Source organism: Stenotrophomonas oahuensis, assembly GCF_031834595.1.
Lineage (GTDB): Bacteria > Pseudomonadota > Gammaproteobacteria > Xanthomonadales > Xanthomonadaceae > Stenotrophomonas > Stenotrophomonas oahuensis.
In genome coordinates, this window is record NZ_CP115541.1 from 4184556 (window position 1) to 4211253 (window position 26698).

Genomic DNA, 26698 nt, shown 5'->3' on the forward strand with positions numbered 1-26698 from the left:
TTGATCTTGTCACTTGCACTACCCGTTATCGGAGCCGCTACACCCAACGCTGCCTCAGCTGACTCCTCCTACCGATACGAAAGTGTCTCGGCCATCTCCCTTGATACATCTGTCATCAGGATAGATATCGCCAACAAGGTTCTTGTCTATCCGGCGACCCTCACGGAGCTCGAAGCATGCCCGGGAAAGCGCAATAGGTGCTTCAAGACCACTCGAATGAGCTTCTGCTCACCAACTGAGCTGGAGATACGCGCGGGGGCGTGGAACTGCGGTGACGACGACCTGGGCTTTCATGTGACGGGCGAGCGCACGCTGCACATAATCGGCAACGACATCCACACCCTGGTCATCTCAAGCCACGGTACCGAGTACTTCTTTAACCGGGAACGCGGGCTGGTGATGTTCAGATTTATCGGCCAGCCCATCACAGAAGTCTACTGGTCTACATCCCCACTGGGGTTCGGATCCATTAATCAAGAAGCTGAACTTCGCCCCGACTGACCCCGCGGCCTGACCCCGTCTCTGCAACGCGCGAACCGGTGGCTCGAAGCAGGCCACGGATTGAGGCAGCAAGTTAGAAGACCCTCTGATTGCAAGAATACCTAGCCCTAGGAAGCTCAGGATGAATAGAAGACCATTACCAGAAGCAGCAGTGAGTGACCCCAACTCCGTCGAGATGTTGACGGTCTGGATTGCTGATGGAGGACTTCACTGCTCGATCAAGATTGGCATGTACACCAGCATGGGGATGAATGAAGTCGGTGCATGGGGGAGGATACTTGCTGACACCGCAAGGCACATCGGCAACGCGCTGGAGGAGCAACAGGGAGTGGACGCTCGGGAAGCCGTCCTTCGCATAAGTCGCTCTTTCGACGACGAGCTTGCGCTGCCCACGACCTCCGCACAAGGCAAGTTTGTTAAGAAGAACTGACACCTCAAGGCGCAACGATGATCCAGATCCCGACCCGCCAGCATTTCACGATCATCGAGTATCGCGGGTTCCACGATGTTCCTCGATTTATTCTGGCGAAAGACGAGTCCGGTGGGTATTGGGTGCTTGCAAGCCCCTTTGACGATGCCACTGACGAGTACTCCGAGAGCTACTCCATCGTTGAAGCTGGGCAAGACGAGGCCTACGCCCGCACCGTCCTATGCCAGCATTGCAGCGGAAAACTGGCTGATCCGACCTGTACTCTTCCAGTTGCAGCCCTTGTGTTTGACAGTACGAAACGCGCTTCGTTCCGCGTGGCTGGACCTACCCCGGACCAATCATTTAAGTGAACAAACGTCCGCCCCTGATCGACCCTACGTTGATCGTTCCTGGCGGACGCCCCACTCAATTGACGTCACGCGCACGCTCCAACAGCTCCAGCTCTGGGCGCGCAAGCTCCCAATCTTCGTCCTTCTCCATCCAGAAGCTCCATTCCCGTGAATTTTCGCCCAACGAAATCAGCCTCTGAAGCGCTGAATTTGCCAGCTCCGGATCAGCGACACGACAGAGAATCACCCTCTCTCCGAGTGCAGTGACGCGCGCGAGAAAGATCGCATTCTGGTCGACTGAGACAGATGCGAGAATCTCATCACCAAGGACGTCAATCACCTGCTGCTCCCCATTGGTGGGCATCTGATTGTCACCAAGGGATGCACACTCAATCGTGACTCGTAGATGCCATGGATACCCCGCCCGTCCCGAGTAGCGCCGCAGCGCAGAATTGACTACCACGACCGCCGGGTTCTCGCCAATGGATGTTTGGACCAAAGTGTAGTACGGCATTGGCGGCGCAGGCGGCATTTCCAATGACCTCTCAATGAGATATAGGTAGTTTACCCTGCTGTAGATTCATTCAGACCATAGGGGATGGCCAGGTGAAGAAGTCGGTTGATCTATTGTTGGACTCGGCGAGGGTGACTTCCACCTTGGCCGCAGTCGCACTGTGTGCGCTGGCGGGTAGTTTTGTCCTGATTGCCATCATTGGTGGCAGCACAACGGTGAAGGAACTGGAATCGCCGTGGCTTGCCTGATGGGCGTGTTCCTGATCGCGTCAATCTCCGCAATGATCGGCGCGACGGTCCGGGTTGTTCGCAATCGGCGTCAACTGGCGGATTGGGGGATGTTCCTGATCTTCATCTGGGCTATTCCGTATATGGGTATCACGCTTTATCTTGGCACTTGCGATGTCTACCGTCGTTTCTCAGTGAGAGGTTGGTCAAGGTGAGCATGAGCGAGGTTGTTGAGCGCTATTCGGCGCTCTTTGCTCTTATCGGGATTGGGATCTGGGTGACCACGATTGCGACAATGAGGGTTCTGCGCAAGCTCAATAGGGAGCGACCTGAGGTACTGAGAGGTGTTGGGGTGACCGAGGTGGATTGGTGGTTCTCTAGCTGGCGTGGGATTTTTCTTCTTCGGTTTTCCCAGCAAGGGATTTGCTTGAGCTCCGGGCAGCGTTGGATGTTGCGCGGGTGCATCTTGAGTTCCGCGGCTTTGGTTGTCTCGCTGGGTGTGATTGCCGCTTTGGGTTGAGGTGGCTTTCGATGCGCTGCGACTTGGGCTTCGCTCTGGGTTCATGCGTTACCGGGTGTTGATGGGTTCACGGCAGTCGTCTTGCGACCGACTCTACCCATCAAGCCATCCAGAGTTCCTAGTGACAGGCCATGCGTGAACCCGCCATCCTCAGCCGACCGATCCACCCCTCAGTGGGGCGTCAGATGCTGCCATCACTTGCAACTGAGAATGGAATCTAGGATGCGACTCTTGAACGCGGCTTTCTTGACCTTGCTCGTTGCAGGGTCCTGCATCGGATGCCAGATTCGGCATTCAGATGAAACTACCTCAGTGAACCAATGCGGACGGCAAGCGCAACCCCCTTGCCGGGTGACCTTCAGAGCTCTTGCTGACAATCCTCAGCGTTTTGAGGGGCTGACGCTTCGCGTCGAAGGCTATCTTGCTGTCTCTCGAGGCTTGTTTGTACTGACCTCGAGCAAAGAACTGTTCGAGGCAGGAGCATCTGATGAGATGGCGATTAGAATCAGGGGCCCAATTGATCTGCAGAGGCAGATCTTCGAGCAGCACGTCTACACTTGGGTTTCGGTGACTGGCACTTACGGCTCAACGGTTGGCATCAAGAATGAACTACTTCTCGGGGAGATTCGTGCTCCGCTCGATGTTCAGCCTTTGCGGATTCCTGGCCCTGCCCAACGCGCAACCTTCGGAGATGTCCTGATTGATCTGGAAGATCTGAAATGAGCTCTAACGATGAAACGCCCTCATGTGAAGACAATCCAGCTCGACGTCGCAGGTCAAGGATCCCCTTGAAGAACTCATTGGTGATGGTAAGAAGCCCGATGTCAGCAGCCCTTCTCTTCTTCCTGAGCGGCTGCGACATGCTTACGCCAACCGTAGTAACGGTGCACAATACCGGGACCAGAAGACTGGAGAACGTCCAGCTTGAGGCGGGAGGGGATACGGTCCAGCTCGGTGCAATGGAACCCGCCAAGTCGAGAACAGTCAGGCCCAAAGTGACACGAGACTCCGCACTTCGCATAGCATACCGGCAGGGATCGATGTCATACGTTTGCGACGGCGACGTGTACTTCACAAACAATATGAAGGTGAAGGTTGAGGCCGAAATCGGATACGGTAAGTGTCGGGTTGTGGATGTTACGCATTAGCGCTTCACGTGATGCTGGTCCAGTTTACCGGCGTCGCGTCGGCGTACTTGAAGACGCCTAAATTGGAAGCTGATGATGAGAACGCTGTTTGGCACAACCACGGCAGCATCCCTGGCTCTGGCGCTTAGCTTCGGGTCCATGTCATCCCAACGGAATGAAAGCACCAGCCAGCCCGACACCTGCCGGTCAATCGTCAAGCGCTACATCGAGGAGACCCGGGGATGGACGGTATCCCAGTACACCGTCAAGGAAGAGGCGGTTGAGGTTGGCCTGCCGGGGTACGAGGTGATGTTTCTGGACGACCTGACGGTGCCGCCACCCGAGGAACTGCTGTCATTTCATGTCGAGCTGGACCCAGCATGCATGCGTGTTGTCCGCGAGCTCGGCTACCAGTAGGGCTGCTCTGGAACTTAGAGGAGGGACATGCGGCACATGAGAAGGCAACAGCATTGGTGTTCCGGGCTCACCCGCACGCGAATCCTGCTTGCCGCTTCGGCAATGGGAATTGCTCTTTCCGTCAGCTCCTGCAAGAGCCCGCCGAACTGCAATTATGATGTCGTCAACCACAGCCCACACAGCGGCTTTGCGCAGCGATTCGAGGTTGACGCAATTCGCGCGCTTGTCGAAGAGGGCGTAACTGACGGCGCAACGGTGGAGCTTCATGTAATGCAGGTATGGGTTGAGCTTCCGAAGCCAGATGTTCGACGATTGAAAGTCTCCTACGCCGTGACCGATTCGGAGAACCGGCAGCTGTCCTCGGGAACCTGCATCGTGGGATTGGAGAAGTGCAGTAAGGCAATGATCGAGGCGGCACGCAGGGAATGCCGTAACCTTTGATGTCGGGTTTAGCGGCTGGGGCGTCGTTCCGGGGTCATGCGTAACCGGGCGTTGAAGGCTTCACTGCAGTCGTCTTGCGACCAACTCTACCCCTCTGGGGCCTATCACCTCCGGATTGACGCGGCCCGTGGACATTCCTGAATCGTAGAGCCACGCAAGGCGTGGCTCTACGGGGGCCGTATCCCGACCCGGTGTCGTTACGGCCGCAGCAGCACCTTGCCGTTGCGACCTGGCTGCAGGCTGGCCTTGGCCGCCTCGGCCACCTGGTCCAGGCCAAACACATCGTCCACCGGCAGGCTTAACCGACCCTCAGCCGCCAGCTTCAACAACTCCCTAACCAGCCGGCGCTTGTTCTCCGGGGCCATGTCCTGGCTGACCTTGCTGCCCCAGAAGCCCTTGATGGTGGCCTGTTTGAAGATCACATCACCTGAGCCAATCTGCATCGGCTCGCCGGTCATCGAGCCGAACGACACCAGGGTGCCACCGTAGCCGAGCAGGCTGACCAGCTCACCACTGGCTTTGCCACCCACCGAGTCAACCGCCGCAGCCGCCCCGCCCTCGCCGAGCGCTGATTTCACTTTATCCAGCCAATCAGCCTGAGCGGTGGAATAGGTGTTCTCAATCCCCAGCGCCTGCATCTCCGCCACGCCATCATCGCGCCGCACCAGATTCAGACAATGCACCCCACGCGCACGCGCCAGCATCGCCAGCGCCTTGCCCACGGCACCATTGGCCGCGTTCTGTACGATCCACTGACCGCACCCCACCTGCAGGAACTCCAGCAGCATCAGCGCGCTGAGCGGCATGGCGATCAACTGCGCGGCGGTCTCATCATCAATGCTGTCCGGCATGGGAATGACCATGCGAGCCGGAGCGATGAAGGCCTCGGCCCAGCTGCCATGCACGGAAGCCGCGCTGACTCGCTGCCCGACCTGCAGCCCGGTCACACCTTCGCCCAGCGCATCAATCACGCCGGTGCCCTCGCTACCACCCACCGCCGGCAACTCCGGCTTGTAACCGTACTGCCCGCGCACAGTCCACAGATCGTGGTTATGGATCGGCGCGAGCACGGTACGGATGCGCACCTCACCTGCGCCAGGCTCAGGCAGGGCGACCTCGCCTGCATGCAGGATCTGGGTCGGGTCACCAAAGGTGTCATGAAGTGCGGCGCGCATCAGCGGCTCCTTACGTAAGCGATGAGTCTGGGTATGGGGGATTGCCTGTTCAAGGCGGAATCAGCGACGGCAGCGATGCTCGGCCACCACCGCGACGCGCGGCGCACGCCACGCACGTGCGCGCAGCAGCAGGGTCTGCACCAGCAGCAGCGCGGCGACGGCCAGTGCCAGCACGGCTACGGTGTCGGCACCGGGCAAGCGCCAGCCGGACTGCTTTACATACACGCCCACCAGCGCCCAGATGACGGCGGCCGGATACGCGTAGTGCCCGCGCAGCAGCAGATTCATGCACCATGCCAGCAAGGTGGCCAAGGCCAGCAACACCAGGCTCCACGGCAGCATGTTGGCGGTATCGAGCCAGCCGTAGGCGACGATCACCTGCGCGGTGTTGAGGAAGGCGGCCATGCTCAGCCAACCGGCGTGCAGCGCCAGCGGATACGCCGCGAAGGCGCGCTGGCCGGCGCTGGCGTTGAGCGGTGCGGCGCGCACGGCGGCGACGGCCATGCAGGCCAGCGCGGCCCAGATGATGGCCAGCGCAGGCAGGAACGCCTGCTGCGAGAACACCGGCATCCAGGCAGCGGTGAGAGCGAAGCCGACGGTGGCCCAGCCGCGCACGCGGGCGTTGAAGTCAGGGGTGCGGCGGCGCAGTTGCCAGAGGCCGAAGACCACGTCCAGCAGGAAGATCAGGCCCCAGATGGAGAAAGCGTAGCCGGCTGCGACCAGCAACGTGGGGTAACGGTCGGAGATGGCTCCGTTGGTGGGGCCGAACTGGCCGGTTTGGGAGAGCCATGCCACTACGGGCATGGCCAGGGCGGCCAGTAGTGCTATCCACCGCATTGGGGTACTCCTGCAAAAAGACGGCGCAGGATAATGGTTGGGGGGTTAAGGCGGTGCCATGGTGATGGCCGCTTGCGTTTCGATGTTTCGCGAAAGGCAGCCGGGCAAGCCCGGCTCTACGGGTTCATGACGATCGGAAACATTGCGGGCGCAGCGCCATGCGTGTCACGCGGCGCTACCCGAGGTCGTGGTGGTGATGGTGCCCCATGTGCTTCAACACGCCGTCTCCGCCCACGAAATGCCGCACTACTGGCGCATGTTCGCCCCGGTGCAGTTCGCGGATGCGCTCCTGATACACACGATCCTCGGCCGTCACCCGCTCATGCTGGCGCAGGTGCTCCACCCAGGAACTGGTCACGAAATACTCCAGGTGGATCCCCGGCGTGGCCACATCCTCCGCCACACCCCACACCACCGCGCCATCACGCCGACGAATCCGACCCAGCTCGCCGATCAGCCCATGGAACGCTGCACGATCCGCCGCCTCAATACGGTACTCCACCGTCACCAGCACCGGGCCGCGATCATGCGACACCGGCTGCGCCAGTTCCGGCGCGGGCCAGGTGCCGGCCGGCCGCAGGTCCAGGGTTTCGGTGCCGGCAATGCGCACACGCCAGACCAGCAGGCCGGCCACTACCGCGCCAATGGCGGCAATCGTCAGCGCCAGCGGAATGGAACTGCGCTGCGCCACGCTGCCCCAGCTCAGACCGCCAGCGGCCATGCCCAGCGAGAACACCATGATGTACAGCGACAGCGCGCGCGCCCGCACCCACGGCGGCACGGCGGTCTGCGCGGCGATCTGCAGCGACGAAAGCACGGTGATCCAGGCGAAGCCGTTCACCAGCATCGCCAACGGCAGCAGCACGGTGCTGCGCACCCAGGCCAGCCCCAGCAGGCTCACCGCCAGCGCCAGCGTCGCCAGCAGCACCAGCAGGTCGCGGTCCAGCTTGGCGCGCAGAATCGGTAGCAGAAGCGCGCCGGCCACGGCACCGATGCCGATGCAGCCGAGCAGGAAGCCATACAGCCCTGCCCCACCCTGCAGCTCACCACGCACCACCAGCGGCAGCAATGCGGTGGCCGCACTGGCAAAGAAGAAGAACCCGGCCGACTTGATCAGCACCGCCTGCAGGCGACCGGCGCGCAAGGCGTAGCGCAGGCCAGCGCGCAAACCTGCACCGAAGCCTTCCGGCGGCAGCGCGGACGCTTCCGGCGCACGCTTCCAGCGCCACAGCACCCACAACATCAGGCTGAAACTCAGTGCATTGGCACCGAACGCCCACGCCGGGCCCAGCTGCGCCACGATCAGGCCACCGATGGCAGGCCCAAGCGAGCGTGCGATGTTGATGCCAATGGAGTTGAGCGCCACCGCCGACGCCAGCATCGGGCGCGGCACCAGTTCAGACACCACCGCAGCCTGCGCAGGCATCGCCATCGCCGCGCCACAGCCCATCGCAAAGGTCAGCACCACCAGCAGCGGCGGCGTCAGCAGGCCCAACCCGCTGAACACGGCGAGCGTGCCCGCCACCAGCAGCATCCAGCCTTGCGTGAGCAGCAGGTAGCGCCGGCGGTCAACGATATCGGCCAGGGTGCCGGCGGCCAGCGCCAGCAGCACCACCGGCACGGTGGTGGCGGACTGCACCAGCGCCACCATCAGCGGCGAACCCGTGCGCTCGGCCATTACCCAGGCGGCCGCCACGTCGTTGATCCAGGTGCCGACGTTGCTGCCCAGAATGGCCAGCCACATCGCGCGGAACAGCTTCACCTTCAGCGGCGACCATGCGCCTTCAGACGGCGCAGCCTCAGCCGCTGCGTGTTGTTTCTCTACCATTGCCATGCTCCTACTACCGAGGCAAACAGGGTGTTGCGGCCACCACTCTGGCGCAGCCCGGGGCCGGCCTCGAACCAGGCCAGCTGGCCCTGCCACTGCCAATGCGGGCTGGCCTTCCAGGTGGTTTCCCACTTGAACTGCTGGCCGATGCGCCGCGCGGTGCCGGCACTGCCGGGTATCGCACTCAGGGGTGTGGGGGTGGTGTAAATGGCGTCATTGCGCCGGTGCTTCCAGGCCAGCTGCCAGCCGAACTCGGTGGTCAGGCCCTGGCGTGGGGTCAGGGTCAGCGTGGGCTGCACGTCCACCAGGTTGGCCGGTGCCAGCAGGCTGGCCTCGCTGAAGTACGCCGCCTTGGGGTACAGCGCGTTGAAGGTCTGCAGACGGCCGTCATTCGGGTTGGCATCGCCACTGGCGATATCCGCCTTGATCCCCAGCCGGGGCTGCAGGCGCACGCCCGGGAAGCGCAGCCCGATGTCGCTGGCCACGGTCCACGCACGGATATCCAGCGAACCCTGAGGGCGCGACAGCGTGCCGTCCTGCACCACCAGTTCCACATTGGCGTCCCAGCGCGGCTGGCGTGCGAACAGCCGGGTGCCCAGCGTGGTCCGCCGCTCATCGCCGCTGGCACTGGCAAAGCGCGCACCGTCACGTCCGTAGCCCAACAGGTACAGATCCACGCCATTGCCTGCAGATGCGCCGCGCCGTGTGGCATACGAACCCACCAGATACTGCCCTTCATCGCTACGGTCATCGAACGCACCCGGCCGGTTGTCAACCGGGCGCAGCGCCAGCGCATCCACCTGCCAACGCGCGCGCTGCCAGCGCCCGCGCACGCCATCGAAGGCCAGCCGGATGTTGGGGCCGTCGCGCACCGACAGAATGCGCGAGCTGCCATACGGAATCTCCTGCCGGCCAATCTGCAGCCCGAACGCCTCGCCCTGCCAGCGCACATAGCCCTGCTGCAGGTCCAGCGCGCCCTGGTCGGTTCCGCCGGGTCCGCCAGCACGACCCTGCTCACCATGCACCCCCAGCTGCGCATAGCCCTGCCACTGCCCGCGACTCAGCTGCACTGAGCCCAGCGCGCGCAATAGTCCGTAGCCGTCTTCCACCCCACCCTGCACGCCAAAGCGCGTGGGGTCGTAATACATCCCGCGCAGGCGCAGCGAGGCATCCCATTGCACGCGGGTGCCATTGGCCAGCATCGTGCATTGGCCGCCTGCCGCACCGACGCAGTCCTGGGCGAACGCGGGGGCCGTCACTGCTGCCAGCGCCAGGCTTAGAACGCGAAGCACGAGCAACCCAGCGCGCCCCAGAAGGCATTCGGCTCCGAGGTGGGCACCGCATGCGCTGCTGCATGGCTGTGCGTATGCGTGCGGCAACCACCTGCGCCGTGTGCATGCATGTGCGCGTGGGCGGCGACCAGACCCGTTGCTGCGCCACCCACGTGATAACCCCCAAAGCGGTTCACCGGCGACCAGTCCGGCATCGCAGGCGGCAGCACCGGAGCCAGCGGGCCAAACTCGCCGTCGCCGTGCACCACCTGCCCACCCAGCACGGTCAACACGCTGGTGATATCGGCAATGGCAGCATCGTCCACCGCGAAGTAGTCCGACGACAGTACGCAGAAGTCCGCCAACTGGCCCACGCCCAGCGTGCCCTTGCGGCCTTCGTCACCGGAGAACCACGCACTGCCCTGGGTCCACAGCCGCAGCGCCTCTTCGCGTTCCAGCAGATTCTCTTCGCCATACAGCGACAGACCACCGACGGTGCGTCCGGTCACCAGCCACGACAGCGCCACCCACGGGTTGTAACTGGCCACACGGGTGGCGTCAGTGCCCGCACCGACCGGCACGCCGGCCTGCAGCATGCGCCGCACCGGCGGGGTGTGGCGGGCGGCGTCGGCCCCGTAACGCTGCACGAAGGCCTCGCCCTGGTAGGCCATCCGGTGCTGGATCGCCAGCCCGCCGCCCAGCGCGCGGATGCGCTCGATGTTGCGCGGGGTAATCGTTTCGGCGTGGTCGATGAACCAGTGCAGGCCATCAAACGGCACCTCCCGGTTCACCTGCTCGTACACGTCCAGAATGCGGGTGATGCTTTCGTCATAGGTGGCGTGGATGCGGAACGGCCAGCGTTTTTCGACCAGTAACCGCACCACGTCGTGCAGCTCCGGCTCCAGGCCGGGCGGAAGTTCCGGGCGCGGCTCGCTGAACAGCTCGAAGTCCGCCGCCGAGAACACCAGCATTTCGCCGGCACCGTTGTGGCGCAGCAGGTCATCGCCCTGGCGAGGCTGCAGCAGTTCGCTCCAGCGCTGGAAGTCCTGCACCTCGCCGCCCTTGTTCTGGGTGAACAGGTTGTAGGCGATGCGCACGCTGAGCTGGTTGTCGCGGTGCAGCTGCTCGATGACCTGGTAGTCCTCGGGGTAGTTCTGGAAACCGCCGCCAGCGTCGATCACCGAAGTGATGCCAAGGCGGTTCAGCTCGCGCATGAAGTGGCGCGTGGAGTTGGCCTGGTACTCTATCGGCAGACGCGGTCCCTTGGCCAGGGTGGCATACAGAATCAGCGCATTCGGCTTGGCCAGCAGCAGGCCGGTGGGGTTGCCGGCACTGTCGCGCACGATCTGCCCGCCCGGCGGGTCCGGGGTATTGCGGTCGTAGCCGCAGGCACGTAGCGCCGCGCCGTTGAGCAGCGCACGGTCGTACAGATGCAGCAGGAACACAGGGGTGTCCGGTGCCAGCGCATTGAGTTCAGCCAGGGTGGGCAGGCGCTTCTCGGTGAACTGCTCGGCGGTGAACCCACCGACCACGCGCACCCACTGCGGCGCGGGCGTCACATCAACCTGCGCCTTGAGCATGGCCATGGCGTCCGCCAGCGAGCGCAGCCCGTCCCAGCGCAGTTCCAGGTTGTAGTTCAGGCCACCCCGGATCAGGTGGGTGTGGCTGTCATTCAAGCCGGGCACCAGGCGGCGGCCACCGGCATCGATCACCTGGCCGGCCTCAAGACCGGCCCGGGACAGCACACCACGCACCTGCCCCTCCTCACCGACGGCAAACACGCGACCGTCGTGCACGGCCAGTGCATCGGCCTGCGGCGTGGTGGGGTCAAGGGTGGTGATGCGGGCATTGCGGATCAGCAAGGTGCTCACGGAATTCTCCGAAGATTGGGCGAACGCACGACCGGCCATGCCCAGGGCCAGTGCAGCACCGGCTCCCAGCAGCAGATCGCGACGGCTCGGCATGACGGGGTCATGGCTCATGTCAGGGCTCCCTCGCCAAACGCGTGAAGCGACCAGGCACCGGGCCCGGCCAGGGCGATCGCCAGCAGCGCCAGCGACCAGAACAGGGGGTATTCCATGCCGCCGTGCATCCAGAACCAGCCCTTGGGCCGGGCCAGCACAGCGGTGGACAACAGGAACAGCGCCGCCACAACGGCGGTAATGCGGGTCTGCCACCCCAGCAGCACGGCCACCCCGCAGCTCACCTGCAGCAGCGCCAGCAGCAACGGCAGCGGCGAAACCGCCGGCAGGCCGTAACCCCGCAGCTCGTCGGCGAACCCGGTCAAACCGGGTCCACCAAACCAGCCGAACAACTTGCCCAACGCATGCGGCAGCAGGAAGCCGCCGGCGGCCACACGCAGCAGCAACAACGCTGCGTCCAACCCGGCGGCTGTGCTCATGCTCAGTGCCCGCCTTCCTGCGCGCCGAACATGGTCTTGGCGTACTGAATGCCGATGCCGTAACCGCCAGCATGGTCGCGGGCGATACCGGTGGTCAGGCCATAGGTTTCGGCACGGCCCCAGTCGCGCTGCAGTTCCAGCAGGTACTGCACCGAAGTCACCGGCACCGCGCCGGCCTGCACCATGCGGGTCACCGCACGCTCGTGCGCTTCATCGGTGACATCGCCGCAGGCGTCGGTGATCACGTACACCTCGAAGCCCTGTTCCAGTGCCGACAGTGCCGGCCCGACGATGCACACGCTGGTCCACAGCCCACCCAGCACGATGCGCGTGCGGCCGATGCGGTTCACTTCGTCGATCACCGCCGTGTCTTCCCAGCAGTTCATGGTGGTGCGGTCGAACGCCTTCTGGCCCGGGAAGATCTGGGTCAGCTCCGGGAACAGCGGGCCCGAGAACGAGGCTTCGGCCACCGTGGTCAGCAACACCGGCACCTGGAAGCCGGCAGCACCTTTGCCGATCAGCGCCACGTTGTTGCGCAGGGTGGCGATATCGATCGAATGGGTGGCGAAGGCCATCTGCGACTGGTGGTCGATCAGGATCAGCGCGTGGTTGGTCGGCGACAGCAGGGTGCTGCCGGGAACGGCGGTGGCGGTGGTCATGGGAAGTCCTTGGAAGTGCGGCGAGGGAATCACGCGGCGGGCGCTACACCCGGTGAACGCACCGCGTGATGCATGGCGGACATCGTCGCCTTGATGGGTGCGGCACCCTACCCTCGTTCGGCGGTGGAGCCGGCTACTCTTTCGGGGGAGTGCGCCCACGTCGACGCGTCGAACCCCATTGCCGAACGCGTCGCCCGAAGCGGCCGCCATCCAGTGAATACGCGCCGGGGCCCAGCAGCAGCAACGCCAGCGCCACGGCAATCCACGGCCAGTGGATGGCGGGCCCGGCTCCCAGCAGCACTCCCGCCAGCACCGTCGCCATGGGGGTCAGCCAGCCCAGCAGCAGCAAGCCGATGACCACCGCCAAGGCCGTGCTGCGCAGCGTCCACGGCGCATTCCACTGCAGCAGCAGCGGCGCGCACAGGCCCACGCGCAGCAGCACCAAGCCCACGCCCGGGGCACGGTCGGGGAACATCACGAAGAGTCGTTGCACCGCCGCACTCCATTCGGGTGCGTTATCGATAGCGCACCGCTGCCCGCAGCGCCTGCCCCGAAAGGGTAGTCAGCGCCTGCCCCCTGACTGACACAATGGTGGCATGTCGCCCCGCGCTCCGTTCCGTCTGCTGATCTGGCTGGCCTGCCTGTGCCTGTTGCCAGCGCTAGCCGGTGCCCAGGGACTGAACGCGTTCCAGCACACGGGGTGGGTGGTCGGCCAGGGCGCACCCGGTGATATCTGGGACATGGCCGAAACCCCGCAGAACGGCCTGCTGCTGGCCACCGGCTCGGGGCTGTACCGCTTCGACGGCCGTCAGTTCACCCGCCAGGATGCACCGGACGGCGCGCGCTTCCCCTCTTCCAACATGACCACGCTGCGCCGCGATGACGACGGCACGTTGTGGATCGCGTACTACAACGCCGGCATCACCGAGTGGACGCGCGACGGAACGCTGCGCCATTACCAGGCCGCCGAAGGCCTGCCACCGGGCCTGGTGCCGAAGCTGGAACGCGATGCCAGCGGTCGCCTGTGGGCGGCTGCCGATGGCGGGCTGCGCTGGTTCGACGGCACCCGCTGGCAGGTGCCCACCTCCGCCATGGGCATTGGCGACGTGCCCGCGCACTGGGCGCTGCGCGACCGCATGGGCACGCTGTGGTTGCTGGCCGGTGGCCAGCTGTGGCGGTTGCCCGCGCACGCCACCCGCTTCGAAGCGCTGCCCCTGCCGGTATCCCGATTGTCCGTGCTGGCCCTGCGTGCCGATGGGCAGCTGTGGCTGGGTGACCGCCAGCACGGGGTGATGCCGGTGGCGGATCGGAATGGCCTGTTGCCGGAAGCGCAGCGTCGCGCCGGCGCGCTGCCGGAACTGCGCGCCGCGCGTCTGCGCTTTGCCAGCGATGGCAGCCTGTGGGGCAGTTTCATCGCCAATGGCGGTGTCTTCCGGGTCAGCTTTGAGCGCGGCCACGCGCCCCGCGTGGAGCGCTTCGATGCGGCGCAGGGGCTGACCTCCACCACCGCATCGCCGTTGCTGGAAGACCGCGAACACAATCTGTGGGTGGGCACCAACCTCGGGTTGAACCGCTTCCGCGAACACGACGTGCGTGCCCTGCCTCTGCCCGGCCCGGCCGACCCGTTGCGCACGCTGTACCGCGCGCAGGACGGCGGCGTGTTCGGGTACGGCGAAGACCTGCAGCCGCTGGCACTGCAGCGCGACCTGCTGGTCGCCCCGATGAGCGCGTGGCGTCAGGCCGCCAGCCGCACCACCCAACCGCTCTGGCTGCTGGGCGCGGACTTCGTCCGCCTGCGTCATGCGGGTGCGAACACAGACCTGCAGCCCGGCACTGCTTCCGCGCGCGACCTGCGCGCAATGGTCGCGCTATCAAACGATGAGGCATGGTTCTGCTACGGGGCCGATCGCATCGTGCACTACCGGCAGGGTCAATGGCTGACCGATGCGCGGCTGCCCGCCCGGGCCTGCTCCAGCCTGTCCAGCGGTCCGCAGCAGCAGTTGCTGATGGGCTTCCCGGATGGTCGCCTGCAGGTACTCCAAAACGGGACCTGGCGGCACTACGGGGCGGCGCAGGGACTCGATGTGGGTCCGATCTCCGCCACCGCGATGATCGGCACCCGGCTGTGGGTGGCCGGCGAGAACGGTCTCGCCCTGCTCGGACCCGACGGATACTTCCACACCGCACGCACCGCCACGCCCGGCCTGTTCGAAGGCATAACCGGCATCGTTGAAGACAGCAACGGGCAGTACTGGCTCAATGGTGCGCGCGGGCTGGTGCGGATCGAGGGTGACACCCTGGCCGCCGCCACACTCGAGGGTCGCGCAGTGGACCCGCGTCTGTTCGACACCGTGGATGGCATGCCCGGCATCGCCGCGCAGTCCTCACCGGTGCCCAGTGCGGTGCTGGCCCCGGACGGGCTGCTGTGGCTGGCCACCAACCAGGGGCTGGCCTGGCTCGATACCCTGCACGCCGCGCCGCGCACGCCGGCCCCGCAGCCGCGCATCAGCCAGGTATCGTGGACCAACCAGCAGCGCCCGCTGCGCGATGGCGACGTGCTGCCGGCCGGCACCACCCAGCTGCAGATCGATTACACCGCCGTGTCGCTGGCCCGGCCCGAGCGCACCCGCTACCGTTACCGCCTGATCGGCCTGGATGAGCAGTGGCAGGAAGCCGGCACATTGACCCGTGCCTTGTTCACCAACCTGCCGCCGGGGCCGTATCGTTTCGAGGTGATGGCCGCCAACCAGGACAGCGTGTGGAGCGAGCATCCGGCACAGCGCACCTTCCGCATCGCGCCGATGTGGTACCAGACCGTGTGGTTCAAGGCACTGTGTGTGCTGCTGGTGCTGGCCGCCATCGTGCTGGCAGTGCGCCTGCGCAGCCGCCGCCTCACCCAGCTGGTGCGTGCGCGACTGAAGGAACGCCACGCCGAGCGCGAACGCATCGCCCGCGAACTGCACGACACTCTGCTGCAGGGCACGCAGGGGCTGATTCTGCGCCTGCATGCGGTGAGCCATTCCAAACATGCACATCCTGCCGTGCGCGAGGCATTGGAGGCCGCCATGCAGCAGGCCGAACAGGCACTGGCCGAGGGCCGCGAGCGGGTCAACCTGCTGCGCGACGGTTCCACCGGCGATCAGGACCTGGGCGCGGCGCTGGTGCAGGTGTATGGCGAGCGCGCTGAAGGCACCGACAGCCCCGCACTGCGATTGAACGTCGAAGGCACCCCGCGCAGCCTGCGCCAGGACGTTGCCGAAGAGGTGTTCCTGATCGGCCGCGAGGCGTTGCTCAACGCCCTGCAGCACGCCAATGCCGGCGCGGTGGAAGTGGAGCTGGCCTACACCCGTCGCGGCCTGCGTCTGCATATCCGCGACGACGGCGACGGCCTGCCTGATACGCTGCCCGAAGGCCGCTGGGGGCTGGTGGGCATGCGCGAGCGTGCCGAGCGTTTGGGCGCGCGCCTGCGGCTATGGTCACTCGCCGGGGCCGGCACCGAGGTGGAACTGTTCCTGCCCCGCGACCGCATCTACCTGCCACGCCGTCCATGGCGCTGGCGACCCGCTTCTGGAGACACTGCATGACCGGCTCTTCCTCCTACGCCACCGACTCGATTGGCATCCTGGTGGTGGATGACCACCCGCTGCTGCGCGACGGGCTGGCCGCCCTGCTCGGGCTGCAGCCGGACATGCGCCTGCTGGGCGAGGCCAGCGACGGCGAAGAAGCCGTGGCCCAGTACATGGCGCTGCGCCCCGACGTGGTGCTGATGGACCTGCAGCTGCCGCGCGTGGACGGCGTGGAGGCGATTACCCGCATCCGCCACCACGACCCGCGTGCCCGCATCATCGTGCTGACCACCTATCGCGGCGACGTGCGCGCGGTGAAGGCGCTGCAGGCCGGGGCCAGTGGCTACCTGCTCAAGGACATGCTGCGGCATGAACTGGTGGACACCATCCGCACCGTGCACAGCGGCCGCCGCGCCGGCGTGCCGGCGGCGCTGGCCGCCAGCATTGCCGCGCATGTGGTGGAAGACAGCCTGTCACCGCGTGAGACCGAAGTGCTGGGTCATGTGGCGGCCGGTCGCTCGAACAAGGCCATCGGTGAGCAGATGGGCATTTCCGAGCAGACCGTGAAAGCGCACATGAAGAACATCATGGAGAAGCTGGGCGCGCGGGATCGCACGCATGCAGTGACGCTGGCATTGAAGCGCGGCATCATCAGTCTGGATGATGCTGCGGGTGACGGCGACGCCTGATCATGGACCGCGATGACGCGCATGGCGCGTCACTAGAGAGTGTCCGTATTTTTGTGTTCGGGCGACGTGGGCTGCCCTGTGACAGCCCGGCTTCTTAGTACGGGCTCCGGATAAATCGGTCCCCGTAAAGTACGGCAAATTGGTTCATCGCGTTCTTCCAGCCGTGGCTGGTGCCTCCCCAGTTGGCCGTGATGTTGCGCAGCCCCAGCCAGATCAGCTTGATCGCCGCCTCGTCAGTTGGAAAATGCCCTCGGGTTTTGATGACCTTCCGCAGCTGCGCATTAACGCTCTCGATGGCGTTGGTGGTGTAGATGACACGACGGATCTCAGGTGGAAACGCGAAGAAGGGTATGACGCGGTCCCATGACCGTCGCCATGCCTGGGGCGCCGAGGGGTAGCGTTTGCCCAGCGGCGAGGCCTCCAGCGCTTCCAGGGCCTGTTCGGCGGACTCTGCATTGATGGCCTGGTAGATGGGCTTCAGCTCGGCTGCGAGAGCCCTTCGATCCTTCCAGCCGGCGTAGTCCAAGCTGTTGCGGATGAGATGCACGATGCAGGTCTGGAGAGTGGTCGCTGGGTAGACCGCCGCCAGCGCCTCGGGCATGCCTTTAAGGCCATCGGTCACCGCTATCAGTACGTCCTCCACGCCGCGCGTCTTGAGGTCGTTGAAGACCTTCATCCAGAACTTGGCCCCTTCTGTGTTCTCGATCCAGATGCCCAGGATGTCGCGACTTCCATCAGGTAGAACGCCTAATGCCAGATAGATCGCTTTGTTGCGCACTACGCCCTCGTCACGCACCTTGACGCGCAGGGCATCAAAGAACACCACCGGATACATCAGCTCCAGCGGACGCGTCTGCCACGCCGAAATCTCTTCCAGAACCTCGTCGGTCACCGAGCTGATGAAGTCCGCCGACACGTCTGTTCCATACTGTTCAGACAGAAACGCGCGGATGTCGCGGACGCTCATTCCGCGCGCGTACATCGCGACGATCTTGTCGTCAAAACCAGTGAAACGCCGCTCGTGCTTGGGAATCAGGATGGGCTGGAAGCTGCCATCCCGGTCCCGGGGAACGTCCAGTCGCAGGGGGCCATCCTCAGTCAGAACGGTTTTGCTGGACGTTCCATTTCGCTGATTGCCGGTCGATTCCGGTCGCTCGCTTCCGGGTGGGTACCCCAGGTGATGGCCCAGCTCGCCCTTCAGTGCCCGCTCAATCAAGGCCTTTTTCAGGGCTGTGGTGATGTCCAGGATCTCGCCCGCGGTCGTCGCTCCGTTGGCAAGCTGCTCAACGAGCTCGGCAGGCAGGGTAGGCAGCTGACGGGCAGCGGCCTTGGCGGTCATTTTCTTGGGTGGCATACATGATCCTTTTCAACATGTTATGCCCGAACACAAAATTCCTGACAGTCCCCGTCACTACGCCACGTGGGGACACGCCATGCGCGTCCAACGGATTCCTTCAACGCAACCGCTGCAACAAACTCGCCGTCGCGGCCACCACGGCCAACCCGGCCACGCCCATCCACCCCCACTGCGCCAGCGCCACCGCGCCCAACGCCCCACCACTGGCCATGCCCAAAAACACGCCGGTAAACAACAGCGCATTCAACCGGCTGCGCGCCTCCGGTGCCAATCCATAGACCAGTGTCTGGTGCGAAACCAACGCCGACTGGAACCCAAAATCAAACACCACCGCGCTCACCGCCAGCAGCGGCAGAATCGCCACCCGCGGCAGCAACGGATCCAACAGCAACAACCCAAACCCACCCAGCGCAATCAAGATGGCGATCCGCGCCACCGCATGACTGCCCAGCTTGTCCGCCCAACGCCCCGCCAGCGGCGCGGCCAGCGCACCCGCCGCACCGGCAATACCAAACGCACCGGCCACCGCGCTGCCCAGCCCATAACGGGTATGCAGCATCACCGCCAGGGTCGACCAGAACGCACTGAAGCCCACCGCCAGCAAGCCCTGCGCATACACCGCACGACGCAGCTGCGGCTGGCCCTTCCACAGGCCATACAGCGAACGCAGCAACGCCGGATAGGCCAGCTTGGTGGTCGGTGCCATATGCGGCAGCTCTCGTGCCAACGCCAGCGCCATCAACACCACGGATCCCGCCGCCAGCCCGAACATCGCGCGCCAGCCCAGCCACTCCGCGACAAGCCCGCTGGCCACGCGCGACAGCAGGATGCCGAGCAGCAGGCCGGTCATCACCTTGCCCACCACCGCGCCACGATGCGCTTCCGGGGCCAGCACCGCGGCGGCCGGCACCACGTCCTGGGCGACGGTTGCCATCAGCCCGACCAGCAGGCTGGCCAGCAGCAGCGTCGGCAGGTTGCCGGACACCGCCGCAAAGGTCAGCGCCGCCGCCAGCACCAGCGACTTCACCAGAATCAGCCGCCGGCGGTCGAAGCGGTCGCCCAGCGGGGCCAGCAGCAGAATGCCGAGTGCATACCCCAGCTGGGTCAGCGTCGGCACCATGCCGGTGGCCTGCTCGCTGCTGCCCAGCCCGCCGCTGATGACGCCCAGCATCGGCTGGCTGTAGTAGATGGACGCGACCGAAAAGCCGGCCCCGGCCGCCAGTGAGACGATCAGCCGGGTCGGCAGGCCGTGCGCGGGGCGTACCGCCGCGTTGATATGCGTTGTGGACATGAGCCACTCCTGGGGGAGGAAGATGGCGGCAAGCATCCGCCCCCCAGCTCTAGCCGTGTAGTAGGCTTGGGTACATATCCATCATACGAAGGTTGTATGAGCACCCCTGCCAGCGCCGCCGGCGCGGACCGGATCGACCTGCTGCGGACCTTCGTGCGCATTGTCGATACCGGCAGCCTGTCGGCCGCCGCCGCCCAGCTCGGCACCACCCAGCCCACCATCAGCCGCCGCCTGCAGGCGCTGGAGCGACTGTTCGGGCTGCACCTGCTGCAGCGTTCCACCCATCAGATGATGCTCACCGAGGACGGCCAGCGCTGCTACGCACATGCGCGCAGCCTGGTCGAGGAATGGGATGCCATCCAGGCCGACCTGCGCGGCGAAGCGGACGAACCCCAGGGACGGCTGCGGGTGGTGGTGCCGCATGCGTTCGGCCAGGCCCAGCTGCTGGAGCCCATGCTGCAGTTCCTGGCCCGCTACCCCAAGCTATCGGTGGAATGGATGCTGGACGACGAGCCGCCGAACTTCATTGCCGACGCCATCGACTGCGCGATCCGGGTCGGGCCGGTGACCGAGCCGCAGCTGGTGGCCGTGCATCTGGCCGATGTGCCGCGCATCGTGATTGCCGCGCCTGCGGTGGTGGGCGATGGCGATCCGGCGGATCCGGACCAGCTGCCTACCCTGCCGTGGATCGCGCTGACCAAGTACTACCGGGAGCACCTGACCCTGCTGCCCGCCGACCAGGGTCCCGCGCTGCGCGTGGACATCCAGCCGCGCCTGCTGACCGGCAATCTGTTCGTCGCCCGGCAGGCCGCGGTGGCCGGCCTGGGCGCGGCGGTGGTGTCATCGTGGCTGGTGGAAGCGGATCTGCGCGAAGGACGATTGGTGCAGCTGGTGCCCGGCTGGGAAGCGCCCGCGCTGCCGGTGTACCTGGTGTTTCCGTCCAGCCGGCAGATGCCCAGCCGGCTGCGGGCGTTTGTGGATGCCATGAAGCAGCAGCTGCCGGCCACCCATGGCATGCGCCGGGTCATGTTTGCACCACCTTCATAACATAGCCTTTGCTATATTCGGGCCATGAACCCGCCCCCACCCCCTTCTGCCACCTCGCCAAGCCTCGGCGAAATGAACGCGAGCGTCGCCGTCCCCCAGGGCGGCCATTGGTGGTTCCGCCTGCTCGCCTTCCTCGGCCCGGGCTACATGGTTTCGGTCGGCTACATGGACCCGGGCAACTGGGCCACCGACATCGCCGGCGGCGCACAGTTCGGCTACCTGCTGCTTTCCGTCATTCTTGTCTCCAACCTGATGGCCATCGTGCTACAGGGGCTCTCCGCCCGTCTCGGCATCGCCACCGGGCGTGATCTCGCCCAGGCCTGCCGCGACCACTTCAGCAAACCGGTCAACCTGTGCCTGTGGCTGCTTTGCGAAGTAGCCATCATCGCCTGCGATCTGGCCGAGGTGATCGGCACCGCCATCGCGCTGAAGCTGCTGTTCGGAATACCGTTGGTGGTCGGTGCGATCATCACCGCCATCGACGTGGTCCTGGTGCTGTGGCTGATGCATCGCGGCTTCCGTGCGCTCGAAGCCTTCGTCATCGCCCTGCTGCTGGTGATCTTCGGCTGCTTCGCCGTCCAGATCGTGCTCGCCGCACCCCCGGTGCACGACGTACTGGCCGGTTTCATTCCGCGTGCCGAGGTCGTCACCAACCCGCATGCGCTGTACCTGGCCATCGGCATCATCGGGGCCACGGTGATGCCGCATAACCTGTACCTGCATTCGTCCATCGTGCAGACCCGCGCCTACCCACGCACCGACATTGGCCGCCGGGGCGCATTGCGCTGGGCGGTCACCGACAGCACACTGGCACTGATGCTGGCGCTGTTCATCAACGCCTCGATCCTGATCCTGGCCGCCGCCGTGTTCCATGCCAACGGGCGGACTGATGTGCAGGAGATCGAGCAGGCCTACGAGCTGCTGGCCCCGATGCTGGGTGTGGGGCTGGCCTCCACGTTGTTCGCGGTGGCGCTGCTGGCCTCGGGCATCAATTCCACGGTCACTGCCACCCTGGCCGGGCAGATCGTGATGGAGGGTTTCCTGCGTTTACGCATGGCTCCGTGGATGCGGCGATTGGTGACGCGAGGCATCGCCATCGTGCCGGTGGTCGCTGTCACCGCGCTGTATGGCGAGCAGGGCACGGCCACGCTGCTGGTGCTGAGCCAGGTGGTGTTGTCGATGCAGTTGCCGTTCGCGGTGATACCGCTGGTGATGTTCGTCGGCAACAAGGCCAAGATGGGCGCGCTGGTTGCCCCGCGCTGGTTGTTGACGCTGGCGTGGGGGATTGCCGGGGTGATTGTGGTGTTGAACGTGAAACTGCTGATGGAATGGATGGGCGCTTGACCTCAACCAAGGTTAAGGCCGTAACGTTGCCGGCAACCCCCAACCGGATCACACGCATGGCTGACACCCCCACCCAGACAGAACTCTGGAACGGCCCCGCCGGCCACGCCTGGGTCACCGCGCAACGCATCCTCGATGAAATGTTCAACGGCTTCGCCACCCACCTGGCGCAGACCGTGCCAACAAACGCCAACTGGCGGGTACTGGACGTCGGCTGCGGCACCGGCGACACCACCCTCACCCTCGCCCGCCGCCTCGGCCCCGGCGGCCGCGCCACCGGCATCGATCTCTCTGCCCCGATGATCGAGGTGGCCCGCCAACGCGCTGTCGATGCCGCACTGCCGGTCGAGTTCATCGCCGCCGATGCCGGTCAACCACCGCTGCCCGCCGCTTCCATCGACCACATTGTGTCGCGCTTCGGGGTGATGTTCTTCGACAATCCGGTGCAGGCGTTCACCCGCCTGCGCGAAACCACCCGGCAAGGCGGCACACTGCACGCCGTGGTCTGGCGCAGCGCGGCTGACAATCCGTTCATGACCACTGCCGAGCGTGCCGCCGCCTCGTTGCTGCCGTTGCCACCGCGAGTGCCGGACGGTCCGGGTCAGTTTGCGTTCGCGGATGCGGACAAGGTGCGGTGGATTCTGGAGTCGGCGAGTTGGAGCGAGGTGGCGATCACGCCGCTGGACATGTCCTGCGAGATCGCACGCGACGATCTGCGCACCTACCTCTCGCTCTTAGGACCAGTCGGCACCGCGCTGCGCAACGAAACGCTGGACGCGGCAGAACGCGAGCACATTCTGGACACCCTCGAAGCCGCCTTCTCGCCCTTCATAGTCGGCGACCGCGTGCAGTTCACCGCCGCCTGCTGGGTGATCAAAGGCGCGAACCCATAGAGCCGGGCTTGCCCGGCTGAACCACCGACCCACCCACCGTAGGGACGCGCATTGCGAGTCCGTCAGATCGCCCGGCACCGCGATGACACGCATGGCATGTCATCACGCCACCCGCAGCACCACCGCCCCCGCCACAATCAACCCGGCCGCCACCCACCGCCGCCGGGTCACCCGCTCACGCAGCACCCACGCCGAAATCAACACCCCAAACAGAATCGAGGTCTCGCGCAGCGCGGACACCATCGCCACCGGAGCCAGCGTCATCGCCCACAACGCCAGCCCATACGACACCAGCGTCCCAACACCGCCAACCACCCCATAGCCCCAGTTACCACGCGCATACACACCCAGCTGCCTGGCCCGCGTACACAGCGCCCACACCGGCAACGGCAAGCCCGACAACAGGAACAACCACAGCGTGTAAGCCGGCGCAGAGCCGGACAAGCGGGCTCCGGTCGCATCCACCAGCGTGTAGGTCGCAATCACCATCGCGTTGATCAGGGGCAACGCCAGATGCCGACGTTGCACGCCATGGGTCATGCTCAGAATGCCCAGGCACACCAGCCCGATACCGCCCCAGGCCAGCGCAGGCAAGCGTTCACCCAGCCACTGCGCACCCACCACCGCCACCAGCAGCGGGGCCAACCCACGCATCACCGGGTAGGACGCACTCATGTCGGTGACCCGATAGGTCCGCGCCACCAGCACGTAGTAGCCCGCCTGCAGCACCGTGGACGCCGCCAACCACGGCCAACTGCGCGGATCGATCGCCGGAACGAACGGCAGCAACGCCGCCGAGATGACGGCCGCCGACCCGGTCACCAGCAACGTGGTGAGCAGCGTATCGGTACCGCGCTTGACGATGGCATTCCAGCTGGCATGCAGCAGGCCGGCGAACACCACGATGCAGAACAGGAAGGGAGACATTGCCCCGGATTGTAACGACCCACCATCACCGACCCACCACCGTAGAGCCGGGCTTGCCCGGCTGAACCACCGACCCACCCACCGTAGGGACGCGCCATGCGCGTCCATCGGACCGCCCGGCATGCGATGCTGAACCCCTCTCAGCCGGAGCAGCGCCATGGATCGTCGCGATTGTCTGAAAGCAGGCCTGGGCCTGTCCCTGTTGCCCCTCTCCAACGCGATGGCGTCCAACGCCCTCCCCACCCGCGCCACGGTGCGCCCCGGCGATGCAGGCTGGCCCAGCCAGGCCCAATGGGACCGCCTCTCCGAACAGGTCGGCGGCCAGCTCTCCACCCCGATCTCACCCTTCCTGGCCGACGAAGCCACGCGCGCTGAAGCACTCGCGCAGATCAAGAACCCCTTCTACATCGGCGACCAGCCAGCACTCACCCAGACCAGCGGCTACCACGGTGCGTGGCTGTCGCAGCCCAGCGCCCAGGTGGTCGCCGCACGCAACAGTGCCGACGTCGTCGCTGCGGTGAACTTCGCCCGCGAACACAGGCTGCGGCTGGTGGTGAAAGGCGGCGGCCACAGTTACCACGGCACCTCCTGTGCTCCCGATTCGTTGCTGATCTGGACGCGGGCGATGAAGCAGGTGGAGCTGCACGATGCGTTCGTGCCCGCAGGTGCGCCAAGCGGGAGTGCCCCACTACCGGCGGTCAGCCTCGGCGCGGGTGCGATGTGGATCCACGCTTACGATGCCGTGACCACCCGCGCCGGGCGGTATGTGCAGGGCGGCGGCTGCACCACCGTCGGGGTAACGGGGCTGGTCACAGGCGGCGGCTTCGGCAGTTTCTCCAAGGCGCACGGCACTGCGGCAGCCAGTCTGCTCGAGGCCGAAGTAGTCACCGCCGACGGCCAACTCCGCGTGGTCAACGCTCACCAGGATCCGGATCTGTTCTGGGCCTTGAAGGGAGGCTGCGGCGGCAGCTTCGGCGTGGTCACCCGCATCACCCTGCGCACCCACGCGCTGCCCGACTTCTTCGGCGGTGTCTCGCTGAAGGTGCAGGTGGCCGACGAGGCCAGCTGGCAGGCGCTGGTGGCGCACAGTCTGCGCTTCTACCGCGATGCGCTGTGCAATCCGCACTGGGGCGAGCAGCTGCGGTTCGATGACGAGCGCTGCCTGCAGGTGTCGATGGTGTTCCAGGGCATCAACGAGCGCGAGGCCAAGGAAGCCTGGACTCCGTTCCTGGCGTGGCTGGGTGAGAACCCTGCGTATTCCATCGTTGAGCCACTGCAGGTGTCTGCCCTGCCCGCCGAGCACATGTGGGACGCGGCGTTCTTCCGCAAGTACGCGCCGCAGTTCATCGCCCGCGATACCCGTGCCGGCTCACCGTCGATCCATATGCTGTGGAAGGGCGATCAGGGTCAGGTCGGCTGGTACCTGCATGGCTACGCCTCGGCGTGGATGCCGTCGAAGCTGCTGGATGATGCGCAGCGCGATGCGGCAGCCAAGGCGATCTGCACGGCGGCGGCGCATATGCCGGTGGAACTGCATTGCAACAAGGGGTTGTTCGGGGCACCGAAGGAGGCGCTGGACGCAACACGAAACACGGCCATGCATCCGGCCGTGCTGGATGCGTTTGCGCTGGCGTTGATCGGCAATGCCGGTGATCCGGCCTACGCTGGTAGTGGTGGTGTGGTGAATGAGAAGAAGGCTGAGAGAGGGGCCCAGCGGGTGCAGGCGTCGTATGACGCGTTGCGCGCTGTTTTGCCTTCTGCGCCGACGTATGTGTCGGAGTGCGATTTCTTCCAGCGCGACTGGCAGCAGGCATTCTGGGGGCCGAATTATCCGAGGCTGTTGAAGGCGAAGCGGCGCTATGACCCGGATGGAATGTTCGTGATTCATCATGGGATCGGAACGTAGTGACACGCCATGCGTGTCAGCTCTTCGTTCCGGCGTCATGAACCCCTGACACGCGGCTTCGGCTTGGGTTAAACGTCGGACGCATTCGATTGCCGGTACCGATTCGCCTTCGAAGGCTTGTGCCGCGCGTTGCGCGGTTGACACGCATGGCGTGTCACTACGAATTGTTACGTGCGCAGGACGATGGCGCTGTTCGCCGGGGTGTTGCCCGGCGGCGCACATTTCGCGCACTGCGGTCAATCGAACAACCGTGTTTCTTCGATTGATTTCTTCGATTGTGGAACAGGGTTCGCGGTTCTGGTGAGCCAGACGCGACAGCCCCCTTGTCGCACAGGGGTTCCGAAGAACACGTCGTTTTTGCCTGTTTCAATGCGATTGCGGAAGGCGCACTGTCTGCGTCGGGTTTAGTAGCCCTTCCACAAGCCATAATGTTCGCGCATCCCGAGTCGGGAGGGTGGTTAATACAACACCCTTTTTGGGGGAATACGCCACACCGTGTGCTTGTGGACGGCTACTAACCTCCCGACCCCTCTCGCCGCAATGGCGAGAGGTCTTCCAGAACAATGGAGACTGTGTATGCGCAATACCGATTTTGATAACGACGACACCACACCCAAGGCGGAACGCTGCAAGTGCTGCAACAGCGTGCTCCGGCCGCCGCACCTTCCGCACAAGCCCGCGCCGTTCCTGCTGCTGCATGGGGCGTGGATGACCCATGTGGGCATCGCGGTGGGTTCGCGGGTGCGGGTTGAAGGCGGACCGGGCCAGATCAAGGTCACCCTGGTGGGGCCGCCGCGACGGGTGCGTTCGGTGATTCCGGAGGGGCCGACCGGTGAGGTGCGCCACGTGCATTACGTGGACGTGCACGCGGATCCCATTCCGCCCATGCCGTCTGCGGCGTAACGCAGGATAGAACGGAGGTGTCCGACCGGCCGGCGGACACACCGTTGTGACACCCCTTGCGTGTCAACGTTTCGCCCCACCATGCGGTACGCTGCAAC

Annotated in this window: 27 protein-coding genes; 15 read left to right on the top strand and 12 right to left on the bottom strand. The window is 65.1% G+C overall.

The window, feature by feature from the left end; translation table 11 throughout:
* The first annotated feature begins 6 nt into the window (after positions 1-6).
* The 3 genes from PDM29_RS18505 to PDM29_RS18515 all read left to right on the top strand — a co-directional run bounded on the left by PDM29_RS18505 (position 7) and on the right by PDM29_RS18515 (position 1281).
* Positions 7-501 carry a hypothetical protein gene (locus tag PDM29_RS18505; protein ID WP_311191503.1) on the top strand — a complete coding sequence of 165 codons (495 nt, stop codon included), beginning with the start codon at positions 7-9 and terminating at the stop codon, positions 499-501.
* A gap of 121 nt (positions 502-622) precedes the next feature.
* Complete coding sequence (locus PDM29_RS18510) at positions 623-931, top strand: DUF5076 domain-containing protein (protein ID WP_311191504.1); 309 nt, start codon at positions 623-625, stop codon at positions 929-931.
* Positions 932-948: 17 nt separating this feature from the next.
* Positions 949-1281, top strand: coding sequence for a hypothetical protein (locus PDM29_RS18515; protein WP_311191505.1), 333 nt, complete (start codon positions 949-951; stop codon positions 1279-1281).
* A gap of 55 nt (positions 1282-1336) precedes the next feature.
* On the opposite strand, the gene PDM29_RS18520 is transcribed toward PDM29_RS18515, so the two are convergent.
* Positions 1337-1792 (bottom strand): DUF695 domain-containing protein, encoded by a 456-nt coding sequence (locus tag PDM29_RS18520; RefSeq protein ID WP_311193835.1) that lies wholly within the window; start codon positions 1790-1792, stop codon positions 1337-1339.
* A 426-nt stretch (positions 1793-2218) separates the two neighbouring features.
* On the opposite strand from PDM29_RS18520, the gene PDM29_RS18525 reads away from it, so the two are divergent.
* The 5 genes from PDM29_RS18525 to PDM29_RS18545 all read left to right on the top strand — a co-directional run bounded on the left by PDM29_RS18525 (position 2219) and on the right by PDM29_RS18545 (position 4506).
* The gene (locus PDM29_RS18525; RefSeq protein WP_311191506.1) at positions 2219-2521 is read left to right on the top strand and encodes a hypothetical protein; all 303 of its coding nucleotides are present in this window, start codon (positions 2219-2221) and stop codon (positions 2519-2521) included.
* A 231-nt stretch (positions 2522-2752) separates the two neighbouring features.
* Positions 2753-3244 (top strand): hypothetical protein, encoded by a 492-nt coding sequence (locus PDM29_RS18530; RefSeq protein WP_311191507.1) that lies wholly within the window; start codon positions 2753-2755, stop codon positions 3242-3244.
* Between the two features lie 65 nt (positions 3245-3309).
* Complete coding sequence (locus PDM29_RS18535) at positions 3310-3669, top strand: hypothetical protein (RefSeq protein WP_311191508.1); 360 nt, start codon at positions 3310-3312, stop codon at positions 3667-3669.
* Between the two features lie 75 nt (positions 3670-3744).
* The gene (locus PDM29_RS18540) at positions 3745-4065 is read left to right on the top strand and encodes a hypothetical protein (RefSeq protein ID WP_311191509.1); all 321 of its coding nucleotides are present in this window, start codon (positions 3745-3747) and stop codon (positions 4063-4065) included.
* Positions 4066-4101: 36 nt separating this feature from the next.
* Positions 4102-4506, top strand: coding sequence for a hypothetical protein (locus tag PDM29_RS18545; protein WP_311191510.1), 405 nt, complete (start codon positions 4102-4104; stop codon positions 4504-4506).
* 197 nt (positions 4507-4703) lie between these two features.
* Here the strand turns inward: PDM29_RS18545 and PDM29_RS18550 are convergent, their stop codons facing one another.
* The 8 genes from PDM29_RS18550 to PDM29_RS18585 all read right to left on the bottom strand — a co-directional run bounded on the left by PDM29_RS18550 (position 4704) and on the right by PDM29_RS18585 (position 13170).
* Positions 4704-5681 (bottom strand): zinc-binding dehydrogenase, encoded by a 978-nt coding sequence (locus PDM29_RS18550; protein ID WP_311191511.1) that lies wholly within the window; start codon positions 5679-5681, stop codon positions 4704-4706.
* Positions 5682-5741: 60 nt separating this feature from the next.
* Complete coding sequence (locus PDM29_RS18555; protein ID WP_311191512.1) at positions 5742-6518, bottom strand: hypothetical protein; 777 nt, start codon at positions 6516-6518, stop codon at positions 5742-5744.
* 175 nt (positions 6519-6693) lie between these two features.
* Complete coding sequence (locus PDM29_RS18560) at positions 6694-8346, bottom strand: MFS transporter (protein ID WP_311191513.1); 1653 nt, start codon at positions 8344-8346, stop codon at positions 6694-6696.
* The gene (locus tag PDM29_RS18565; protein WP_311191514.1) at positions 8340-9638 is read right to left on the bottom strand and encodes an alginate export family protein; all 1299 of its coding nucleotides are present in this window, start codon (positions 9636-9638) and stop codon (positions 8340-8342) included. The genes PDM29_RS18560 and PDM29_RS18565 overlap by 7 nt, the downstream gene beginning before the upstream one ends.
* Entirely contained in the window at positions 9623-11527 is a 1905-nt protein-coding gene (locus tag PDM29_RS18570) for an amidohydrolase (protein ID WP_425508765.1), read from the bottom strand. The genes PDM29_RS18565 and PDM29_RS18570 overlap by 16 nt, the downstream gene beginning before the upstream one ends.
* Positions 11528-11595: 68 nt before the next feature.
* Positions 11596-12018, bottom strand: coding sequence for a DoxX family protein (locus tag PDM29_RS18575; protein WP_311191515.1), 423 nt, complete (start codon positions 12016-12018; stop codon positions 11596-11598).
* Between the two features lie 2 nt (positions 12019-12020).
* Positions 12021-12677, bottom strand: a complete 657-nt coding sequence (locus PDM29_RS18580; RefSeq protein WP_311191516.1) for a hydrolase — start codon at positions 12675-12677, stop codon at positions 12021-12023.
* Between the two features lie 133 nt (positions 12678-12810).
* Positions 12811-13170 carry a hypothetical protein gene (locus tag PDM29_RS18585; RefSeq protein WP_311191517.1) on the bottom strand — a complete coding sequence of 120 codons (360 nt, stop codon included), beginning with the start codon at positions 13168-13170 and terminating at the stop codon, positions 12811-12813.
* A 103-nt stretch (positions 13171-13273) separates the two neighbouring features.
* On the opposite strand from PDM29_RS18585, the gene PDM29_RS18590 reads away from it, so the two are divergent.
* Both PDM29_RS18590 and PDM29_RS18595 read left to right on the top strand, forming a co-directional pair.
* Complete coding sequence (locus tag PDM29_RS18590) at positions 13274-16261, top strand: sensor histidine kinase (protein ID WP_311191518.1); 2988 nt, start codon at positions 13274-13276, stop codon at positions 16259-16261.
* Positions 16258-16932: a response regulator gene (locus PDM29_RS18595; RefSeq protein WP_311191519.1), complete on the top strand. Its 675-nt coding sequence runs from the start codon at positions 16258-16260 to the stop codon at positions 16930-16932. The genes PDM29_RS18590 and PDM29_RS18595 overlap by 4 nt, the downstream gene beginning before the upstream one ends.
* Positions 16933-17026: 94 nt before the next feature.
* Here the strand turns inward: PDM29_RS18595 and PDM29_RS18600 are convergent, their stop codons facing one another.
* On the bottom strand, positions 17027-18286 hold the full coding sequence (locus PDM29_RS18600; RefSeq protein ID WP_311190592.1) for an IS256 family transposase: 1260 nt from the start codon (positions 18284-18286) through the stop codon (positions 17027-17029).
* 100 nt (positions 18287-18386) lie between these two features.
* Positions 18387-19580 carry an MFS transporter gene (locus PDM29_RS18605; protein WP_311191520.1) on the bottom strand — a complete coding sequence of 398 codons (1194 nt, stop codon included), beginning with the start codon at positions 19578-19580 and terminating at the stop codon, positions 18387-18389.
* A 96-nt stretch (positions 19581-19676) separates the two neighbouring features.
* On the opposite strand from PDM29_RS18605, the gene PDM29_RS18610 reads away from it, so the two are divergent.
* The 3 genes from PDM29_RS18610 to PDM29_RS18620 are packed head-to-tail and all read left to right on the top strand — an operon-like array spanning position 19677 to position 22864.
* Entirely contained in the window at positions 19677-20627 is a 951-nt protein-coding gene (locus PDM29_RS18610) for a LysR family transcriptional regulator (RefSeq protein ID WP_311191521.1), read from the top strand.
* 24 nt (positions 20628-20651) lie between these two features.
* Positions 20652-21971, top strand: coding sequence for an Nramp family divalent metal transporter (locus tag PDM29_RS18615; RefSeq protein WP_311191522.1), 1320 nt, complete (start codon positions 20652-20654; stop codon positions 21969-21971).
* Positions 21972-22027: 56 nt separating this feature from the next.
* A complete protein-coding gene (locus PDM29_RS18620) occupies positions 22028-22864 on the top strand; it encodes a class I SAM-dependent methyltransferase (protein WP_311191523.1) in 837 nt (278 codons plus the stop codon).
* A 102-nt stretch (positions 22865-22966) separates the two neighbouring features.
* On the opposite strand, the gene PDM29_RS18625 is transcribed toward PDM29_RS18620, so the two are convergent.
* On the bottom strand, positions 22967-23791 hold the full coding sequence (locus PDM29_RS18625; RefSeq protein ID WP_311191524.1) for an EamA family transporter: 825 nt from the start codon (positions 23789-23791) through the stop codon (positions 22967-22969).
* A gap of 157 nt (positions 23792-23948) precedes the next feature.
* On the opposite strand from PDM29_RS18625, the gene PDM29_RS18630 reads away from it, so the two are divergent.
* The gene (locus PDM29_RS18630) at positions 23949-25697 is read left to right on the top strand and encodes an FAD-binding oxidoreductase (protein WP_311191525.1); all 1749 of its coding nucleotides are present in this window, start codon (positions 23949-23951) and stop codon (positions 25695-25697) included.
* 576 nt (positions 25698-26273) lie between these two features.
* Entirely contained in the window at positions 26274-26600 is a 327-nt protein-coding gene (locus tag PDM29_RS18635; protein ID WP_311191526.1) for a hypothetical protein, read from the top strand.
* Positions 26601-26698 lie beyond the last annotated feature (98 nt).

Coding starts and splice junctions, on each gene's coding strand:
- PDM29_RS18540 (WP_311191509.1), top strand. CDS start 3,745: ATGAGAACGCTGTTTGGCACAACCACGGCAGCATCCCTGGCTCTGGCG.
- PDM29_RS18610 (WP_311191521.1), top strand. CDS start 19,677: ATGAGCACCCCTGCCAGCGCCGCCGGCGCGGACCGGATCGACCTGCTG.
- PDM29_RS18550 (WP_311191511.1), bottom strand. CDS start 5,681: ATGCGCGCCGCACTTCATGACACCTTTGGTGACCCGACCCAGATCCTG.
- PDM29_RS18595 (WP_311191519.1), top strand. CDS start 16,258: ATGACCGGCTCTTCCTCCTACGCCACCGACTCGATTGGCATCCTGGTG.
- PDM29_RS18520 (WP_311193835.1), bottom strand. CDS start 1,792: ATGCCGCCTGCGCCGCCAATGCCGTACTACACTTTGGTCCAAACATCC.
- PDM29_RS18555 (WP_311191512.1), bottom strand. CDS start 6,518: ATGCGGTGGATAGCACTACTGGCCGCCCTGGCCATGCCCGTAGTGGCA.
- PDM29_RS18630 (WP_311191525.1), top strand. CDS start 23,949: ATGGATCGTCGCGATTGTCTGAAAGCAGGCCTGGGCCTGTCCCTGTTG.
- PDM29_RS18515 (WP_311191505.1), top strand. CDS start 949: ATGATCCAGATCCCGACCCGCCAGCATTTCACGATCATCGAGTATCGC.
- PDM29_RS18525 (WP_311191506.1), top strand. CDS start 2,219: ATGAGCGAGGTTGTTGAGCGCTATTCGGCGCTCTTTGCTCTTATCGGG.
- PDM29_RS18545 (WP_311191510.1), top strand. CDS start 4,102: ATGAGAAGGCAACAGCATTGGTGTTCCGGGCTCACCCGCACGCGAATC.
- PDM29_RS18560 (WP_311191513.1), bottom strand. CDS start 8,346: ATGGTAGAGAAACAACACGCAGCGGCTGAGGCTGCGCCGTCTGAAGGC.
- PDM29_RS18625 (WP_311191524.1), bottom strand. CDS start 23,791: ATGTCTCCCTTCCTGTTCTGCATCGTGGTGTTCGCCGGCCTGCTGCAT.
- PDM29_RS18570 (WP_425508765.1), bottom strand. CDS start 11,527: ATGGCCGGTCGTGCGTTCGCCCAATCTTCGGAGAATTCCGTGAGCACC.
- PDM29_RS18635 (WP_311191526.1), top strand. CDS start 26,274: ATGCGCAATACCGATTTTGATAACGACGACACCACACCCAAGGCGGAA.
- PDM29_RS18605 (WP_311191520.1), bottom strand. CDS start 19,580: ATGTCCACAACGCATATCAACGCGGCGGTACGCCCCGCGCACGGCCTG.
- PDM29_RS18510 (WP_311191504.1), top strand. CDS start 623: ATGAATAGAAGACCATTACCAGAAGCAGCAGTGAGTGACCCCAACTCC.
- PDM29_RS18600 (WP_311190592.1), bottom strand. CDS start 18,286: ATGCCACCCAAGAAAATGACCGCCAAGGCCGCTGCCCGTCAGCTGCCT.
- PDM29_RS18575 (WP_311191515.1), bottom strand. CDS start 12,018: ATGAGCACAGCCGCCGGGTTGGACGCAGCGTTGTTGCTGCTGCGTGTG.
- PDM29_RS18580 (WP_311191516.1), bottom strand. CDS start 12,677: ATGACCACCGCCACCGCCGTTCCCGGCAGCACCCTGCTGTCGCCGACC.
- PDM29_RS18590 (WP_311191518.1), top strand. CDS start 13,274: ATGTCGCCCCGCGCTCCGTTCCGTCTGCTGATCTGGCTGGCCTGCCTG.
- PDM29_RS18620 (WP_311191523.1), top strand. CDS start 22,028: ATGGCTGACACCCCCACCCAGACAGAACTCTGGAACGGCCCCGCCGGC.
- PDM29_RS18615 (WP_311191522.1), top strand. CDS start 20,652: ATGAACCCGCCCCCACCCCCTTCTGCCACCTCGCCAAGCCTCGGCGAA.